The following is an 18,311-nucleotide window of genomic DNA, read 5'->3' as shown; positions in this document are numbered from 1 at the left end:
TCTCACGCTCCCGCCGTTGCGCGGGTGACGAGTTCAATCGAATGAATGCCACCGCACTTCCCGAAGCGATGACCGCACCCCGCGGCCGCGACCTGCGCGATGCGCGCGCCGATCGCCTGTTCAAGCTTGCGCTGGCCGCCACCGTCGTCTTTGTGCTGCTGGCACTGGGCAGCGCGGCGTTGTCGATGTTGTGGGGCGGACGCCATGCCTTGCAGATGCAGGGCCTGAGCTTTTTCTATTCGGCCGACTGGAATCCGGTCGAAAACAAATACGGTGCGCTGGCACCGATCTACGGCACCCTGGTCACCGCAGTCATCGCGATGCTGATTGCGGTACCTGTGAGTTTCGGTATCGCGTTCTTCCTGACCGAAGTGGCGCCGCGCTGGTTGCGCGGCCCGGTCGGCACCGCGATCGAACTGCTGGCCGGCATCCCGTCGATCATCTACGGCATGTGGGGCCTGTTCGTGCTGGTGCCGGTGATGACCGAGCACGTGACGCCATGGCTCAACGACCACCTGGGCACGCTGCCGTTGATCGGCCCGTTGTTCCAGGGCCCACCGCTGGGCATCGGCCTGCTGACCGCCGGTTTCGTGCTGGCGATCATGGTGATTCCCTTCATCTCCTCGGTGATGCGCGAAGTATTCCTGACCGTGCCCACGCGCCTGAAGGAATCGGCATACGCGCTGGGCTCCACTAAGTGGGAGGTGAGCTGGGACATCGTGCTGCCCTACACCCGCTCGGCGGTGATCGGCGGCGTGTTCCTGGGACTGGGCCGTGCGCTGGGCGAAACCATGGCGGTGGCCTTCGTGGTCGGCAACACGGTGCGCCTGTCGCCCTCGCTGCTGGAACCGGGCACCACCATCGCCGCGTTGATCGCCAACGACTTCGGCGAGGCCACCGAAACCTATCGTTCGGCCCTGTTGCTGCTGGGTTTCGTGTTGTTCATCGTCACCTTCATCGTGCTGGCCATTGCACGCTTCATGCTGATGCAGCTGTCGCGTCGGGAGGGCAACTGATGTCTGCGTCTTCGGTGTCGCAATCCCTCTACAACCGCCGCCGGGTGACCAACGCGATTGCGTTGCTGCTGTCGTGCGTCACTGCGTTGTTCGGTCTGTTCTTTCTGGCCTGGATCCTGTGGACACTGTTGTCCAAAGGCGTGCCGGGCATCGACCTCAACCTGTTTACCAAGATGACGCCGCCGCCGATGCAGGAAGGTGGCTTGCTCAATGCCTTCTTCGGCAGTGCGGTGATGTGCGGGCTGGCGCTGGCGATCGGCACCCCGCTGGGCGTGGCCGCCGGCACCTGGCTGGCCGAGTACGGCAATGCGCGCAAGGCTGGCATCGTGGTGCGTTTCGTCAACGACATCCTGCTCTCGGCGCCGTCGATCGTGCTGGGCCTGTTCGTCTACACCTTGTACGTGATGCAGACCGGCGGGCGGTTTTCAGCGTTTGCCGGCGCCCTGTCGCTGGCCTTCATCGTCCTGCCGGTGGTGGTACGCACCACCGACGAAATGCTGCGACTGGTGCCGGCGCAGATGCGCGAAGCGGCATTGTCGCTGGGCATTCCGCAGTGGAAGGTGACCGTGCAGGTGCTGTATCGCAGCGCCTCGGCCGGCATCGTCACCGGCGTGTTGCTGGCGCTGGCGCGCATCAGCGGCGAAACCGCACCGCTGCTGTTCACCGCCTTCGGCAATCAGTACTGGAACAGCAACATCTTCCAGCCGATGGCCAGCGTGCCGGTGATCATGAACCAGTTTGCCGGCAGCCCGTACGAATCCTGGCAGACCCTGGCCTGGTCCGGTGCGTTGGTGCTGACCGTGTTCGTGTTGTTGGTGAGCCTGGGCGCACGTGCCCTGCTACTGCGCAACAAGATTTCCAATGACTGACCTATCTTTCCGGACACCCGACATGAACGATCTCCAAAACGCCACGCCGATGCATCGCATCGCTGTTCCGGCCGCAAAGGGGGCGCCAACGGCGCAGGCGCCGGTGAAGGTGGCCGCACGCAATCTGGATTTCTATTACGACAAGTATCACGCGTTGAAGGGCATCAACATCGAAATCCCCGAAAAGCGCGTCACCGCGCTGATCGGACCGTCCGGCTGCGGCAAATCGACCCTGCTGCGCATCTTCAACCGCATCTACGCGCTGTACCCGAAGATGGAAGCGCGCGGCGAGGTGCTGCTGGACAACGAAAACATCCTGTCGCCGAAGTACCCGATGAACCGCCTGCGCAGCAAAGTGGGCATGGTGTTCCAGAAGCCCGTGCCGTTTCCGATGACCATCTTCGAGAACGTGGCCTACGGCATCCGCCACCACGAAAAACTGTCCAAGGCCGACATGCAGGACCGCGTCGAACAGGCGCTGCGCCAGGGCGCACTGTGGGACGAAGTCAAGGACAAGCTGGGACAGAGCGCGCTGGGGTTGTCCGGTGGCCAGCAGCAGCGCCTGTGCATCGCACGCGCTGTGGCACTGCGCCCGGACGTGCTGCTGCTGGACGAACCGACCTCGGCGCTGGACCCGATCTCCACCAGCCGTATCGAGCAACTGGTGGAAGAGCTCAAGCGCGACTACACCATCGTGATCGTCACCCACAACATGCAACAGGCCGCCCGCGTGTCCGACTACACCGCCTTCATGTATCTGGGCGACCTGATCGAGCACGACCGCACCGAGACCATTTTTTCGCAGCCCTCCAAGCAACAGACCGAGGACTACATCACCGGCCGGTTCGGGTGATGCAAGGCGACGCACCGTAACGCCCGCATTGAAGCAGCTCCGTCTCCTGCCGTGCCCGGCGCATTCGGCGGGGTAGCAGACATCCACCACGGCCATGTAATCGAGACCACGATGAACCAGCACCTCAACGACCATATCGTCAAAAGCTACGACGAGGAGCAGCACCGTCTTGTCGCCGAGATCGTGCGCATGGGCGACACGGCGGTGGCGCAGCTGGAGGCGGCGCTGGACGTGGTGGAACGGCGCGACGACCACGCCGCGCATCGCATCGTGGTCAACGACGAGGCGATCGACGCGCTGGAACATGCGATCAGCCACGACGTGATGCGACTGGCATTGCGCGGGCCGATGGCGCGCGACCTGCGCGAGATCCTGGCCGGCCTGCGCATCCCGGCCGATATCGAGCGCATCGGTGATTACGCGGCCAACGTGGCCAAGCGCTCGATCGCGCTGAACTCGGCGCCACCGCTGCCGCAAACGGTGGGCCTGCGCGCGCTCGGGCAGATGGCGGCCGATGCGGTGCGCGCGGCGGTGCAGGCGTATCGCGACAAGGACGCCAATGCCGCGATCCGCGTGCGCGACGAAGACGCACGGCTGGATGCGCAGTACACCGCGCTGTTCCGCGAGTTGCTGACCTACATGATGGAAGACCCGCGCAACATCACCCCGTGCACGCATCTGCTGTTCATGGCCAAGAACCTGGAACGCATCGGCGACCACGCCACCAACATCGCCGAAAACGTCTGGTTTCTGGTGCATGGCGAACAGCCGTTGCCGCCACGCCTCAAGCGCGACGACACCAGCAGCACCGGCGTCATCTGAGCGCTGGCGGCGCTGTGCGGCAGCGGGCCCTTGCTGGCGGCAGCTGCCGGAACGCCTTGTGAGCTGCAATGGCAGGCCGGTCGCCGACGCGCCGGACCAAAGGCGCACGCAAGGCGCGCCTCGCGCCGTCGAGCCCCGGGGTGTGACCTGCTAGGCTATGTGGATGAACGAACCGGTCGACCCACAGCCTGCCCGCGCCATCCTGCCCATGTCGCGGCGCTTCCGCGGCTATCTGCCCGTCGTGGTGGACGTGGAGACCGGCGGCTTCGACTGGAACCGGCACGCCTTGCTGGAAATTGCCTGCGTGCCGATCGAAATGGACGACGAGGGCCGCTTCTTCCCCGGGCAGACCGCCAGCGCGCATCTGGTGCCGGCGCCCGGGCTGGAGATCGACCCCAAGTCGCTGGAAATCACCGGCATCGTGCTCGACCATCCCTTCCGCTTTGCCAAGCAGGAAAAGGACGCCTTGGACCACGTCTTCGCCCCGGTACGCGCCGCGGTGAAAAAGTACGGGTGCCAGCGCGCGATCCTGGTCGGCCACAACGCGCATTTCGATCTGAATTTCCTCAACGCGGCAGTGGCGCGCGTGGGGCATAAACGCAATCCGTTTCATCCTTTCAGCGTGTTCGATACGGTGACGCTGGCCGGCGTGGCCTATGGCCAGACCGTGCTGGCGCGTGCCGCGCAGGCTGCGGGTCTGGACTGGAACACGGCCGATGCACACAGCGCGGTCTACGACACCGAGCAGACCGCGCGGCTGTTCTGCACGATCGCCAATGCCTGGCCGGGGCCTGTTTAGGTCGGGATTCGGGATTCGGGATTCGGGATTGGCAGGAGCGCGCGGTTTTCGGGCTGCGCGATCGTTCCCGCTTGCGCTACGAACAGTTGCCGACATGCAACTCGCGTCGTCTTATGCAGGCGTGCACTTGCCCTCGGATTGGAGGCCTCGTTCCCTGCAAGGCTCAGGTCTTCCGCCCGCGACAGAGAAGCGCCGACGCAGCGCTTCACGAATCCCCAATCCCCAATCCCGGCCTCTAACCCACCCAGATCTGGTCGCGCCCCGCGCTTTTGGCCTGGTAAAGCGCCTGGTCGGCGCGTTGCATCAACGATGAGCCGGTGTCGTCATCGCGCAGTGCGGTCACCCCGGCACTGAAGGTCACCTGCAGCCCTTCCACGCCGCCCCAGTCGCTGCGCGCATGGAAGCGCGTGCGAATGCGTTCGCACAGCGCCTGTGCATCGTGCAATGCGGTGTCGGCCAGCAGCAGCGCAAACTCTTCGCCACCAAGACGGGCGGGCAGATCCGAGGCGCGTGCAGCGGCGGTGAGCAATGCACCCACCTCGTGTAGCACCGCATCGCCACTGGCATGCGAATGCCGGTCGTTGATGCGCTTGAAATGATCGATATCCAGGATCGCCAGCACCAATGGGCGCCCGCTGCGCCGTGCGCGGCTGATGTCGCGCGCCAGTGCTTCGTCGAAGTGGCGACGGTTGGGCAGCCCGGTCAGTACATCCTCGTGCGCCTGGCGCTCGAACACGTCGGACTTGATGCGCAGGCGAGTCAGCAATTCGCTCTTTTCCTGATTGGCCTGCAGCAGACGCTGGGCCTGCATCTGCAAATCCTGGGTGCGCTTGCGCACCAGTTCGGCCAAGCGCGCGTTGTGGGTCTTGTAGCGATGCAACAGCACCCGGTACAGCAGGGTCAGCGCAAGAATCGCGCCCAGCGCCGCAGCAATGCGCACATCGCGGCGCTGCCACCACAGCGGCAGCACGTCAAAGGTCCAGCGCGCCTCCTGCGGGCTCCACGCGCCGCCCGGGTGACGTGCGGCCACACGCAAGGTGTAGTGGCCCGGCGGCAGGCCGATGAATTCCACGCTGCGCTGCCGGCCGCGCGCGATCCAGACATTGTCCAGGCCGTCCAGACGGGTGCGGTACTCGATGCGCTCGGACAGCAGAAAGCTCATGCCCACATACGAGACATTGAGCCGGTAGCCGCCAGGCAGTTGCGCCTGCTGGCGCCATGCCAGCGGGCGGCCATCCTGTTGCACGCTTTCGATCAACGCCGGCGGCGGGCGACGTTCGCGAAACCGCTGCAGGCGCGCGGGATCGACCGTGCTCACGCCACCAGCGGTGACCATCCAGACCGACCCGTCCGCACGTTCGATCATGCTGGGGCCGGAACTGCCGTTGGCCTGCGCATTGCCCATGCCATCGATCTCGCCATAACGCTCGATGGCGAGCGTGCCGTGCCCATCAGCAACCGCATTGAGCGCGGCAAACCCGGTCCGCAACATGCCACGGTTGCTGCTGATCCAGGCGTTGCCGAAGCGGTCCTCGACGAGCTGGAACACCGTGTCCACCGGCATGCCCTGCTCCAGACCCACGCGTGCGAGGCTGCCGCCGCGTGCGCGGTACAGGCCGCGATCGGTGGAGATCCACACCGCATCGCCAATGGACTGAAAGCCGAACACGCTGCGCGCGCCGCCCAGGCGTTCCAGGTCCAGTTGCCGCAGCGTGCCGTCGCGCAACACTGCCGCGCCATCGACCGATCCGATCCACAGCGCGCCATCGATGCTGGCCAACGCGGTCACCACGCCGTCGGGCAGGCCCTGGACCGTCACCGGCACGCGCTTGCCCTCCACCAATTGCACGACGCCGCGTTGCGTCGCCAGCCACACCACATCCTGCGCATCGACCGCGATGGCCCGGATATGGCCGCTGGGAATGCCTTCGGCGTCGCCGTAATGCCGTAAGACGCGACCATCGCGCAGCACGAAGACTCCGTCGGCGTAGGTCCCGACCCACAGGTCGCCATGCCGATCCAGCGCCAGGCTGAGCACCGACAGCCGCCGCCCCGACGGTGTGGCAACCGGCACCGGCACGACGCGGCCATCTGGCAGCATGCGGTCCAGACCGGCGGTACTGGCGATCCACAGGCTGCCATCGCGGTCTTCCAGCACCGCGCGCGCATAGTCGCCGCTCAACCCATCGCGCTGGCTGTAGCTGCTGAACAAGGTCTCGCGCAGCCGAAACAGGCCACCGTTGGCGCCCACCCAGATGCTGCCTTCGGCATCTTCGCGCAGGCTGACGATCCGCCCGGTGGGCAGGCTGCGGCCTGCTGCCAGATGCTCCACGCCATGACTGCCGATCCGCAGCAGGCCCTGGTTTTCGCTGCCCAGCCAGAGGTCGCCATTGCGGTCCTGCAGCATCGCGGTGAAATGGCCCTGCCCCGGCAGCCGGTGCACCAGCACTGCCCGCTCGTCGTGCAGGCGGAACAGCTGCTCGCCGGCAACCACCCACACCGTGCCGTCCGGCGCGCGATAAGGCCACGCCAGGCCCGGCGGCAGACCGAAGGCCGCCGGCGCGCGGTGCATGCGTCCATCCGGCTCGCGATAGATCAAGCCATCCAGCGTGCCGATCAACAAGCGGCCCTGGCCGTCGAACAGCATGCGCGGAAAACTGCTCTGCAGCGGCACGCCGTCACGCGGCAGGAAATAGTCGAAGCGTCCATCCGGCCACAGACATCCCAGCCCGTGGCCTTCGAACAACAGCCACATGCGGCCATCCGAATCCATGGTCATCGCATGGATCAGCGCCTGCGGCCATTGGCCCGTGCGTTGCCATTGCCGCCACTGCCCGTCGGCACCGTGACGCACCAGATTGCCGCGCGCATCGCTGAGCCAGAGCGCGCCATCGCGGTCCACATACAGCGCACCGACCCCGTTATCGGGCAGCCCCGGGCGCGTGCTGCGATCGATCACGCTGAATTCCAGGCCGTTGTAGCGCACCAGGCCTTCCCAGGTGGCGAACCACAGATAACCGTCGCGGGTCTGGGCGATGTCGCGCAACGAGTTGTGCGGCAGGCCGTTGCGCGAACTCCAGCTGTCGATCGCGTAATTGCGCAAGGACGCCGTGCCGGCCGGCGCGGCGATCGCTGCGGCACAAGACACTGCGAACAACAGGCAGAGGCCGACACCAAGCCAGTGCCGCCACTGCCAATACCGTCGTGCCGACGCCAGGTCGGCGTCCCCGTTCTCGCCCTTGCCGCGGGCGCCCACCCCAAGATTCATCAGACATGACATACCGTTTACTGACGATATGGTAGGCAAAAAGCGCCCGGCGCGCTGAGCGGGTCACCGGCCCGGTGCCGCAACGCCTGCTATGACGGCGTTGCCGCGCCCCGTTTGTTGCTGTGCCAGTCACGGGAATGCCGCAATCTGCGCAGATCGCGGCGTCGGTCCACGCAGCTACGCGACGGTGTCAGCTGCCGCTGGCCGCGATTGCGCGGCAGAATCCACAGGGTGCCGTTGGCTCCCTTTGCCGCTTGCCTTCAGGCGCCCAGCCGCTGGCGCACGGCCTCGAACAGGGTCACGCCGGTTGCCACCGACACGTTCAGGCTCTCGATATCGCCCGGCATCGGAATCTTGACCAGGCCATCGCAGTGCTCGCGGGTGAGACGGCGCAGGCCATCGGCCTCGCCACCGAGCACCAGCCCGACATTGCCGCGCAGGTCCACGCTGTACAACGAGGCATCGGCCTCGCCCGCCAATCCGTACAGCCACACGCCCTGCTTCTGCAGATCGCGCAGGCAGCGCGCCAGGTTGGTGACCGCCACCACCGGAATGCGGTCGGCGGCGCCGGCCGAGGTCTTGCGCACGGTGGCGTTCACCGTGGCCGACTTGTCCTTGGGGATGACCACCGCAGTGACACCGGCAGCCGCGGCGCTGCGCAGGCAGGCGCCCAGGTTATGCGGGTCCTGCACACCATCGAGCACCAGCACCAGCGCACGCCCCTGCGCCGCTTCGACCAGCCCTTCCAGCTCGTTCTCGGCCCACAGGCGCGCGGCGGCGTAGCGTGCCGCCACCCCCTGGTGACGGACCTGCCCACCCACGCCGTCCAACGCCTGGGTATTGACCCGGCGCACGTCGATGCCCTTGCGGCGTGCCTGTTCTTCGATCTCGGTCAGGCGCGGGTTCTTGCTGCCGGCCTCGATCAAGACCTCGCGCACGTTGTCGGCGTCGTTCTCGACGGACGAGGCGACAGCGTTGACGCCGACGATCCACTGGTTCTGCTTGCTCATTGCGCGGGCATACGAAGAAATGTGGGGGAATGGTAGGGCCTGCGGCCTGCCACGTCACGGCCGGGCATGGATCGCCCGCACACGATGGCCAAACGCCGGGCGGTAATGCCGCTGATGCCTGTTGCAGTGGCGAGGCCGGCGACAACACGCAGAGGGGGGCTACGTCAGCCCCTGCACGTCTGCCGCAGCTCGAACCACGGTGATGGCTGTTGACTCTCGCGCTGCTGCAGCTGTTACTGGTGAGCCGCGCCCCTGGCCCGCAACGGGAGGTTAGACAACCGTTGCGCAGGGTTGGCTGCGGCACGCCAACACATCGGTGCTCCACACGTCCTTGCAATGTTTGCAGCTCGCGCAGCGCCGACGACTGGCAGCGAACTGCGCCACGTTGCCGGCAGCGTGGATAGCACCTGGATGCAAGTTGACCTTGGGCCGTTACTTACACCGGCCACCGCTCGGTGTCGTGGTCCGGATGCTGCCGCGAGACCAGCGAAGCCTGGAATGCTTCTGCGGCGGCATCATCTTCCGTGCGTCGTGTCGGCAACTGCGCCAACGCATCGACAAACGGCAGCTTGCGCTCCAGGCCGTACTGAATGTGCGGAGGCAACCGCTCCGGCGTGTCGAATGCGCCGGCGGCGATCGCCACGCCATCGGGCGCTTCATAGGTCAGCGGCGTGCCGCAATCGGCGCAGAAACCGCGCTGTACCACCGACGAGGAGGCGAAGCGCTTGGGCTCACCGCGGGTCCAGCGGAACGCGCTGCCGCGCACCGACACCAATGGCGCGTAATACGCCCCGAAGGCTTTCTGGCACATCCGGCAATGGCAGATCGACGCGTCGTCGAGCACGCCGCGCACGTGGAAACGCACGGCGCCGCATTGGCAACCACCGCTGTATTCGGAAGAGCTGTTCATCCTGCGCCCCGCTTGTCAGCTTGCAACGGATATCGCGGTGACCCCAGCGCTCGCCGCGAGCCACCAGCCTGCACTACCGCGCCGGCACGTTGCGAGCGGCCCGCTCGACCGCCCGCAACGCCGACTTCAATTGGCCTTTTTCCTGCGCTTGGCCGGTTTTTCGCGTGGCGGCAGCGGCGCTTCGGGTGCTGCGCCATCCTCGGCCAGACGGAAGTCGATCTTGCGCTCTTCCATGCTGGCCTTGAGCACCAGCACGCGTACCGGATCGCCCAGGCGGAACTCGCTGCCGCGGCGCTCGCCACTGAGCGTCTTGCGGATCGGGTCGAACTGGTAATAATCCTGCGGCAACTGGGTGACGTGCACCAGGCCATTGACCTTGGACTGGGTCAATTCCACGAACAGACCAAAGCCGGTCACGCCACTGATGACGCCGTCGAACTGGCCACCGACGTGCTTTTCCATCCAGGCGGCGCGATAACGCTCATCCACTTCGCGCTCGGCTTCGTCGGCACGGCGTCCGCGTTCGGAACACTGCAGCGCCAACGCCGACATCTGCCGTGGGGTATAGATGAACTTGTCCGGGCTGGCCCCGGTCAAGGCATGCTTGATCGCGCGGTGCACCAGCAGATCGGGGTAACGGCGGATCGGCGACGTGAAGTGCGCGTACGCCTCCAACGCCAGACCGAAGTGACCGTTGTTCTCCGGCGAATACACCGCCAGGCTCTGGCTGCGCAGCAGCACCGACTCCAGCAACGCCGCGTCCGGGCGCGCGCGCACCTTCTTGAGCAGCTTGGTGTAGTCGCCGGGGCGCACCTTGCTCCACGCCGGCAGGCTGAGCTGGAACTCCTTGAGGAACTCCAGCAGGTCTTCGAACTTGCTCTCCGGCGGGCGCTCATGCACGCGGTACGGCGCGGGCACATGCATGCTCAGCAGATAGCGTGCCGCCTCGACGTTGGCGGCGATCATGCACTCTTCGATCAGCTTGTGCGCATCGTTGCGCACCAGCATGCCGGCCTGGGTCACCTCACCGGTGTTGTCGAGCACGAAGCGTACTTCGGAGGTTTCGAACTCGATCGCGCCGCGCTGCGTACGGGCCTTGGACAGCACGTGATACAGCTGATGCAGGCGCTGCACCTGCGGCAGCAACGGGCCGATGAAGGCCTTGGTATCGGCGTCGTCTTCGCCAACCGCCTTCCAGACCTGGTTGTAGGTCAGGCGTGCGTGCGAGTTCATCACCGCTTCGTAGAACCGCGAGCCGGTCACCTCGCCGTCGCGCCCCACCTGCATGTCGCAGACGAAGCACATGCGGTCGACCTTGGGCATCAGCGAGCAGATGCCGTTGGACAATGTCTCCGGCAGCATCGGCACCACGAATCCCGGGAAGTACACCGAGGTGGCGCGTTTTTGCGCCTCGTCGTCCAGCGGCGTGCCAGGACGCACGTAGTTGGACACGTCGGCGATCGCCACCACCAGGCGGAAGCCGTCGGCATTGGGTTCGCAATACACCGCGTCGTCGAAGTCCTTGGCATCCTCGCCATCGATCGTGACCAGCGGCATCTGCCGCAGATCCACCCGCCCGCCGATCATCTGCGGCTCGACCACCAACGGCACGGCGGCCGCTTCGTCCAGCACTTCCTGCGGAAATTCGTGCGGCAGCTCATGGCCGTGGATGGCCATTTCCACCACCAGCGACGGGGTGAGCTTGTCGCCGAGCACCGCGATGATCTTGCCGATGGCCGGGCGGCGCGCGTCCGGCGGCGCGATCAGCTCGCACACCACCAACTGCCCTTCGCGCGCCTCGCCGATCCCATCCGGCGCAATCTGCACGTTGCGCTGGATGCGCTTGTCGTCCGGATCGACGTACGCCACGCCATGTTCGTAGAAAAAACGCCCGAGCATGCGCGACATGCCGCGCTCGAGCACGCGCGCAATCGCGCCTTCGCGACGGCCGCGGCGGTCGATGCCGGTGACGTTGGCCAACGCACGGTCGCCGTGCATGACCTTGCGCATCTCGAACGGCGGCAGGAACAGATCGTCACCGCCCTCGTCCGGCTTGAGGAAGCCGAAGCCTTCCGGATTGGCGATCACGACACCGGCAATCAGGCTGGTCTGCTGCACCGGCGCGTAGCCGCCACGGCGGTTCTGCACCAGCTGCGCTTCGCGCACCATTGCAGCCAGGCGCTTGCCCAGCGCATCGATGCGATCGCTCAGGTTGAGCTTGTCGGCGATCTCTTCAGCAGTCTGCGGGCCGTCGCAGGCATCGAGCAGCTGCAGGATGGCCTCGCGGCTGGCAATGGGCTCGGCGTAGCGCAGGGCCTCACGATCGGCATGCGGGTCCTTGAACCCGGCATTGCCGGCCTGGACTCCTTTCTTCTGGGCGGCCTCGTTCTGGAAACGTTCCGGCAGCGGCGCGGCAGGCCCGCTCTTGCGCGGGTGTGGTGCGCGGGGAGCCGCCGGCATGGGCAGCGCGTCCGATGGCTGTGAGGCTACGCCGGAGGCTTTATCGGCAGCGCGCTTGTTGGCGGCCTTGGTCGATGCACCGGCGGCGGCGCGAACCAGGAAGTCCGGCATCCAGCCTGGCAACTTCTGCTGCTCGGCGGTGCTGGACTCGGCTGCGCCGGTGGATTTGCGGCGACTCGGCCGATCGGAATCTGGGGTGTTTTTCTTTGTCATTGCCCTAATGGTACCCCCTGCGGTCCTGACGTGGGCGGCAAGGCCGGCCCGTCCATGGCAATGGATGCAGGCAAGTTGTTGACAAGCCCGCCGGGAGTCTGCAAAATTCGCTGCTCACCTGCCCAGGTGGCGGAATTGGTAGACGCACTAGCTTCAGGTGCTAGCGGGGGCAACTTCGTGGAGGTTCGAGTCCTCTTCTGGGCACCAGTTTAAAAAGACCTCCGAGCGATCGGGGGTCTTCTGGTTTTTGGGCTACGGAAAACGCTGGGCCCTGGTCGCTGCCGCGCCGCTCGCTGTTCTGCTGAGGCCCGGCACCGCGGTTGACCATGGTCATCGCAATCACCTCGCGCAGCGCAACCACTCAACCGTCACGTCACCACGTGGCAATCGCTCACCCGTGGGCGGCGATACATTCGCTGCCGTCATCCGCGTCAACGCCGGCAGCGCCCGCATCGCGCATGCTGCCGGTCGTTCGATCACGGAACTGCTGTCATCCCCGCCGCGCGCAGTGCCTGTGCCCAGATCCGGTAGCCGGCCTCGCTGGGATGGGTGCCGTCGGGCATCAGGGCTTCGGGCAGGCTGCCGTCGGGCTGCAGCAGCTGCGGGCCGATATCGACCAGGCGCACCGCCGGGTCGCTGGCATACCGCGTGCGCAGCAAGCGGTTGGTTTCGGCAATCGGAGCACGCTGCGGATCGCCGGCAGAGCGGCCACGCGGCATGATGGCCATCAGGATGAGCTTGCTGTTGGGTAGACGACGGCGCACTTCGCTCACCACCGCTTCGACGCCCTGTGCTGCTTCGGCAGGCGTGCTGGCGCGCGATTGCGCGGTGCCGGTGAGGTTGTTGGTGCCGATATGCACAACCACCCAGCGCGGATCCAGGCCGTCGAGCTCGCCCTGGCGGATACGCCACAACACGTTCTGGGTGCGATCCCAGCCGAAGCCCAGGTTGAGCACCGGCCGCTTGCCATACAACCACTGCCACGACGCCGGCCCGCTGACGCGCGTGGCTTGCGGCGGGCCCGCCCAGAAGTGGGTGATCGAATCGCCGATCATCACCACCTCCGGCTTGAGCGTACGCGCGGCAGCCAGTGCGGCATGGTGGCGTGCGTACCAGTCGTAGGAGTCCTGTTCCAGCCAATCGACCGGCAGCAGCGAGGTCGCCACGTCGCGGCCGAGCTCGGCCACCGGCTTGACCGGCGCCTCCCCCAACAGCCGCGCCAGCGTGGGCTCGATCGCCTCGGCCAGCATGCGTTGGCCCTGGGTGTCCGGATGCAGGGCACCGGCGGCAGGATGGAAGCGCGTGTCGTAGAACAGCTCGGTGCGCAGCGTGCCGGCACGTTGAAACACCGCGCTCACATCCAGGTAGGTCACACGCGGGTTGTCGCCGTAACGCACTGCCAGACTCTGGTTGACCTGCGCGTCGCGACGCGATTTCTCCGCAGAAACACCGCTGGGCAGCACACTCAACAACAGGATGTGGGTGCGCGGCAGCTTTTGTTCGAGCGCGGCAACCACCGCGTCGATGCCGAGCTGAGCCTGCTCCGCGCTTTGGCCGAGATGGCCGGTGTTGTTGGTGCCGACCAGCACCAGCGCGACCTTGGGCTGCAGCCCGTCGACTTCGCCATTGGCCAGCCGCCACAGCACGTTTTCGGTGCCGTCACCGCTGAAGCCCAGATTGAGCGCGCCGCGGCTGCCGTAGAAGGTCTGCCAGGTCGGCTGGAAGTCTTCGTCCGGCGCCTTGGATTTTTCGTAGTTCTGGGTGATCGAGTCGCCGATCAGCAGCAGCTTGGTCTCCGGATGCTGCCTGACCTGCTCCAGCACCTGCGCATGCCGCTGCGCCCACCAGGGCTCCTGCAGGCGATCGGTGGGGACGATCGACGGCGGCGGCGTCTGCGCGCTCGCTGCGGGGCAGATCAGCAGCAGCCCCCAACACACCAGTGCGGGCGCGATGGCGGATAGCGAAAGGCGAGGAAACACAGCGTGCAAGGACCGGAGCATGCGCGCACCAGAGGCTGGAGAAGCCACGATTGTGATCCGCGCGCGCCGCGCACCACAAGCGTGGACACAGCCACCGCCATGTAAGGCTGCGAAGTGCTTGTGATGTGTCGGCGCCAGGCCACTGGCACGACACATCTCTGATCGCAGACCGCTCACGCTTGCGTAGGAGCGCGCTGGCGCGCGATGCGGCGTTATCGATAACGCTTCATCGCGCGCGAGCGCGCTCCTACCTGGCAGTGGGAAGCAATCGCCTAAATCAAGCACTGGATCAAGCGCTGCGCACCTCGGGCCAATGGAGTCGGCAACCGGCGGCGCGCTGCCGGAACCGGCCGCTCAGCGCAGGCCGGTTTCGCTGCGTGCGATCACCAGACGCTGGATCTCCGAGGTGCCTTCGTAGATTTCGGTGATCTTGGCATCGCGGAAGTAGCGCTCCAGCGGCATTTCCTTGGAATACCCCATGCCGCCGTGAATCTGCACGGCCTGGTGGGTGATCCACATCGCTGCCTCGGAGGCGGTGAGCTTGGCGACCGCCGCTTCGGTGCCGAATGACTTGCCCTGCCCCTTGAGCCAGGCCGCGCGCAGCGTCAGCAACAAGGCTGCATCCAGCTTGCACTTCATGTCGGCAATCTTGGCCTGGGTCATCTGGAAAGTGCCGATCGCCGCGCCGAAGGCCTTGCGCTCCTTCGCATACGCCAGCGTGGCTTCATAGGCGGCGCGCGCAATGCCCACGGCCTGCGACGCGATCCCGATACGCCCGGCATCGAGCACGCTCATCGCGGTCTTGAAGCCCGCTCCCTCCTGGCCCAGCACCTCGCCAGGCTGCGCGACGTAGTCGGCGAACTCGATCTCGCAGGTGGCCGAGGCGCGAATGCCGAGCTTGGGCTCGGTCTTGCCGCGGTGGAAGCCGGCACGCTCGGTATCGACCATGAACGCGGTGATGCCGCGCGAGCCCTTGTCCGGTTCGGTCACCGCGAACAGCACGATGTACCTGGCCACCGGGCCGGAGGTGATCCAGCTCTTCTTGCCATTGATGACGAAGCGGCCATCGGCCTGCCTGACCGCGCGGCAACGCATCGCCGAGGCATCCGAACCAGACTGCGGCTCGGTCAGCGCGAAGGCACCGATGTGCGTGCCTTCGGCAATCGCGCGCACGTACAGCTGCTTCTGCGCCTCGGTGCCGTTCTTCAGGATGCCGGTGCAGAACAGCGAATTATTGACCGACATGATGGTGGAGTGCGCACCGTCGGCGGCGGCAATTTCGATCATCGCCAGTGCGTAGCTGATCGGGTCCATGCCGGCGCCGCCGTACTCGGCCGGTACCTCGATGCCCATCAGGCCGTTCTCACCCAGCAGCTGGATGTTTTCCAGGGGGAATTCGCCGCTGCGGTCGAACTGCTCGGCGCTGGGGGCGATCTTTTCCTGGGCGATCCGGCGGGCCACGTCCTGGATCATCAGTTGTTCTTCGGTAAAGCTGAAATCCACGTTCGACCCCTCCCGGGTATTGGCTGAGCGGCCATTGTAGCCACAACCATTCGCATGCGTATGTAGTTGACCCCACACCCCGCCCAGCCGAAAATATCTCCATATCGCGATATAGAGATATTCATGGATCTGGAAGACTGGTCGGCCCGCCTGAAAGTATTCGCCGACGCTACCCGAGTCCGCCTGCTGGCCTTGCTGGAACAGGAAGAACTCACCGTGGCCGAGCTGTCGGCCATTACCCGACTGGCCCAGCCGCGCGTGTCCACCCACCTTGCCAAGCTCAAGGAAGCCGGGCTGGTGCGCGACCGCCGCGCCGGCGTGTCGGCGTACTACCGCTTCGACGAAGTGTCGCTGGACCCGGCGCAACGGGCGCTGTGGCTGGCGCTGAGCACCGGCAGCGACGATCCGCTGCTGCGGCAGGACGCCGAGCGCGTGGCCGCCGTGCTCGCCAACCGCGCCGCCGACCAGAACTGGGCCGATTCGGTCGCCGGTGACATGGAGCGCCACTACTCGCCCGGCCGCACCTGGGAGGCACTGGCACGCACAGCCCTGCCCCTGCTGGAAACCGGCGACGTGCTGGACATCGCTTCCGGCGACGGCGTACTGGCCGAACTGGTGGCCCCGCACGCCACCCGCTACATCTGCATCGACACCAGCGCCCGCGTGGTCGCCGCCGCCAGCGAACGCCTGCGCAAGCTGCGCAACGTGGAAGTGCGCGAGGGCGACATGCATGCGCTGCCGTTCCCCGATGCCAGCTTCGACCTGGTGGTGCTGATGCATGCGCTCACCTACGCCGCAAAGCCTGCGCAGGCGGTGGCCGAATCGGCGCGCGTGCTGCGCCCCGGCGGCCGCCTGCTGCTGTGCAGCCTGGCCAAGCACGAACATCGCGCCGCAGTGCATGCCTACGGCCACGTCAATCTCGGTTTTGCCGCCAAGGAACTGCGCAGGTTCGTCGAGAAGGCCGACCTGGAGGTGTCCAGCCTGGAGACGGTGACGCGCGAAAAACGTCCGCCGCATTTCGAGGTGATCTCGTTGATTGCGGTGAAGCCGGGAATCGGGAATCGGGATTCGGGATTGGTGGAAAACAAAGACACTGCGGCGAGGAGAACCGGGCCATGACGCACGCGCGAATCCCCAATTCCGAATCCCCAATCCCGTTTACTTTGCCGTGGCTGCACCCCGAGCGCGCTGCCTCGCTCACGGCCGCATTGCGCGCGCGCATCCTCATCATCGACGGCGCGATGGGCACCATGATCCAGCGCCACGACCTGCAGGAACCGGATTACCGCGGCACGCGTTTTGCCGACGGCTACGACAGCGCGCACGTGCATGGCCCGGGATGCGATCACGCGCACGCGCCGGAAGGGCATGACCTGAAAGGCAACAATGATCTCCTGCTACTGACGCGCCCGGAGATCATTGCCGGCATTCACCGCGCCTATCTGGACGCCGGTGCCGACCTGCTGGAAACCAACACCTTCAACGCCACCTCGGTGAGCCAGGCCGACTATCACCTGGAACATCTGGTGTACGAATTGAACAAGGCCGGCGCGCAGGTGGCGCGCGCATGCTGCGATGCCGTCGAGGCGCTGACACCGCACAAGCCGCGCTTTGTCATCGGCGTGCTCGGCCCCACCAGCCGCACCGCGTCGATCAGCCCGGATGTCAACGACCCCGGGTATCGCAATACCAGCTTCGATGCGCTGCGGCAGACCTACCGCGAGGCGATCGAAGGCCTGATCGACGGCGGCGCCGACACGCTGATGGTGGAAACCATCTTCGACACGCTCAATGCCAAGGCCGCGCTGTACGCGATCGAGGAAGTCTTCGAGGCACGCGGCGGGCGCTTGCCCGTGATGATCTCCGGCACCATCACCGACGCCTCCGGCCGCACCTTGTCCGGCCAGACGGCCGAGGCGTTCTATGCGTCGGTTGCGCATGGCCGGCCGCTGTCGGTGGGACTGAACTGCGCGCTCGGCGCAAAGGACCTGCGCCCACATGTGGAGACGCTGGCGCGGATTGCCGATGCCTATGTCAGCGCGCACCCCAATGCCGGCTTGCCGAATGCATTCGGCGAGTACGACGAAACGCCGGAAGAGATGGCGCACACCTTGCGCGAATTCGCGCAGGCCGGCCTGCTCAACCTGGTCGGCGGCTGCTGCGGCACCTCGCCCGATCACATCCGCGCCATCGCCGAAGCGGTGGCCGATCTGCCACCGCGGCAATTGCCTGGCGCGCAGGAGCTGGCGGCGTGATGCGGCAGGCGTGCCCTCATCCGCCCTTCGGGCACCTTCTCCCGCAAGCGGGAGAAGGACACAGCATGGCGGGGCTTGGCGCAACGACGCTCCACGCGCCGCACCTTGCCCTTCTCCCGCGGGCAGAAGAAAGACACAGCATGGCATGGCTTGGCACAACGACACTCCACGCGCCGCGCCCGACCCTTCTCCCGCTGGCGGAAGAAAGACACAGCATGGCGGGGCCTGCCACAACGACACTCCACGCGCCGCGCCTTGCCCTTCTCCCGCGGGCAGAAGAAAGACACAGCATGGCATGGCTTGGCACAACGACACTCCACGCGCCGCGCCCGACCCTTCTCCCGCTGGCGGAAG

The 18,311-nt window shown here is 66.1% G+C and carries 13 protein-coding genes and 1 tRNA gene; 8 read left to right on the top strand and 6 right to left on the bottom strand.

From position 1 onward, the window contains the following. Nucleotides 1-41: 41 nt before the first annotated feature. From pstC to rnt, 5 genes are all read left to right on the top strand, one after another. Nucleotides 42-1,016, top strand: coding sequence for a phosphate ABC transporter permease subunit PstC (gene pstC, locus ACCQ10_RS08030; protein WP_355608444.1), 975 nt, complete (start codon nt 42-44; stop codon nt 1,014-1,016). Continuing rightward, entirely contained in the window at nt 1,016-1,885 is an 870-nt protein-coding gene (pstA, locus tag ACCQ10_RS08025; protein ID WP_039412875.1) for a phosphate ABC transporter permease PstA, read from the top strand. The genes pstC and pstA overlap by 1 nt, the downstream gene beginning before the upstream one ends. Nucleotides 1,886-1,907: 22 nt before the next feature. After that, a complete protein-coding gene (gene pstB, locus ACCQ10_RS08020) occupies nt 1,908-2,738 on the top strand; it encodes a phosphate ABC transporter ATP-binding protein PstB (protein WP_039412872.1) in 831 nt (276 codons plus the stop codon). A gap of 111 nt (nt 2,739-2,849) precedes the next feature. Next, nucleotides 2,850-3,560, top strand: coding sequence for a phosphate signaling complex protein PhoU (gene phoU / locus ACCQ10_RS08015; RefSeq protein WP_039412869.1), 711 nt, complete (start codon nt 2,850-2,852; stop codon nt 3,558-3,560). 157 nt (nt 3,561-3,717) lie between these two features. Continuing rightward, entirely contained in the window at nt 3,718-4,359 is a 642-nt protein-coding gene (gene rnt, locus ACCQ10_RS08010; protein ID WP_184386992.1) for a ribonuclease T, read from the top strand. A gap of 235 nt (nt 4,360-4,594) precedes the next feature. Here rnt and ACCQ10_RS08005 read toward each other — a convergent pair whose 3' ends face one another. The 4 genes from ACCQ10_RS08005 to rnr form a co-directional block, all read right to left on the bottom strand. Then, nucleotides 4,595-7,627, bottom strand: coding sequence for a diguanylate cyclase domain-containing protein (locus tag ACCQ10_RS08005; protein WP_372362714.1), 3,033 nt, complete (start codon nt 7,625-7,627; stop codon nt 4,595-4,597). A gap of 260 nt (nt 7,628-7,887) precedes the next feature. After that, a complete protein-coding gene (gene rlmB, locus ACCQ10_RS08000; protein WP_039412860.1) occupies nt 7,888-8,637 on the bottom strand; it encodes a 23S rRNA (guanosine(2251)-2'-O)-methyltransferase RlmB in 750 nt (249 codons plus the stop codon). Between the two features lie 436 nt (nt 8,638-9,073). After that, nucleotides 9,074-9,547, bottom strand: a complete 474-nt coding sequence (locus ACCQ10_RS07995) for a GFA family protein (protein ID WP_039412856.1) — start codon at nt 9,545-9,547, stop codon at nt 9,074-9,076. Nucleotides 9,548-9,673: 126 nt separating this feature from the next. After that, entirely contained in the window at nt 9,674-12,220 is a 2,547-nt protein-coding gene (gene rnr, locus ACCQ10_RS07990) for a ribonuclease R (protein ID WP_372362713.1), read from the bottom strand. A 120-nt stretch (nt 12,221-12,340) separates the two neighbouring features. Here rnr and ACCQ10_RS07985 point away from each other — a divergent pair. Continuing rightward, nucleotides 12,341-12,427: transfer RNA gene (locus ACCQ10_RS07985), tRNA-Leu, on the top strand. Between the two features lie 269 nt (nt 12,428-12,696). Here the strand turns inward: ACCQ10_RS07985 and ACCQ10_RS07980 are convergent. Beyond that, on the bottom strand, nt 12,697-14,220 hold the full coding sequence (locus ACCQ10_RS07980) for a platelet-activating factor acetylhydrolase IB subunit (RefSeq protein WP_372362712.1): 1,524 nt from the start codon (nt 14,218-14,220) through the stop codon (nt 12,697-12,699). 333 nt (nt 14,221-14,553) lie between these two features. Further along, complete coding sequence (locus ACCQ10_RS07975) at nt 14,554-15,702, bottom strand: acyl-CoA dehydrogenase family protein (RefSeq protein ID WP_372362711.1); 1,149 nt, start codon at nt 15,700-15,702, stop codon at nt 14,554-14,556. 123 nt (nt 15,703-15,825) lie between these two features. Here ACCQ10_RS07975 and ACCQ10_RS07970 point away from each other — a divergent pair, with 123 nt between their 5' ends. Beyond that, nucleotides 15,826-16,821 carry an ArsR/SmtB family transcription factor gene (locus tag ACCQ10_RS07970; protein WP_372362710.1) on the top strand — a complete coding sequence of 332 codons (996 nt, stop codon included), beginning with the start codon at nt 15,826-15,828 and terminating at the stop codon, nt 16,819-16,821. Beyond that, nucleotides 16,818-17,957 carry a homocysteine S-methyltransferase family protein gene (locus ACCQ10_RS07965; RefSeq protein WP_184369996.1) on the top strand — a complete coding sequence of 380 codons (1,140 nt, stop codon included), beginning with the start codon at nt 16,818-16,820 and terminating at the stop codon, nt 17,955-17,957. Before ACCQ10_RS07970 ends, ACCQ10_RS07965 begins: the two co-directional genes overlap by 4 nt. Nucleotides 17,958-18,311 lie beyond the last annotated feature (354 nt).

It is taken from the genome of Xanthomonas sp. NCPPB 1325, from assembly GCF_041477645.2.
Lineage (GTDB): Bacteria > Pseudomonadota > Gammaproteobacteria > Xanthomonadales > Xanthomonadaceae > Xanthomonas > Xanthomonas cannabis.
Note: the sequence above shows the minus strand (reverse complement) of the source record. Positions and strands in the feature narration are given on the sequence as shown.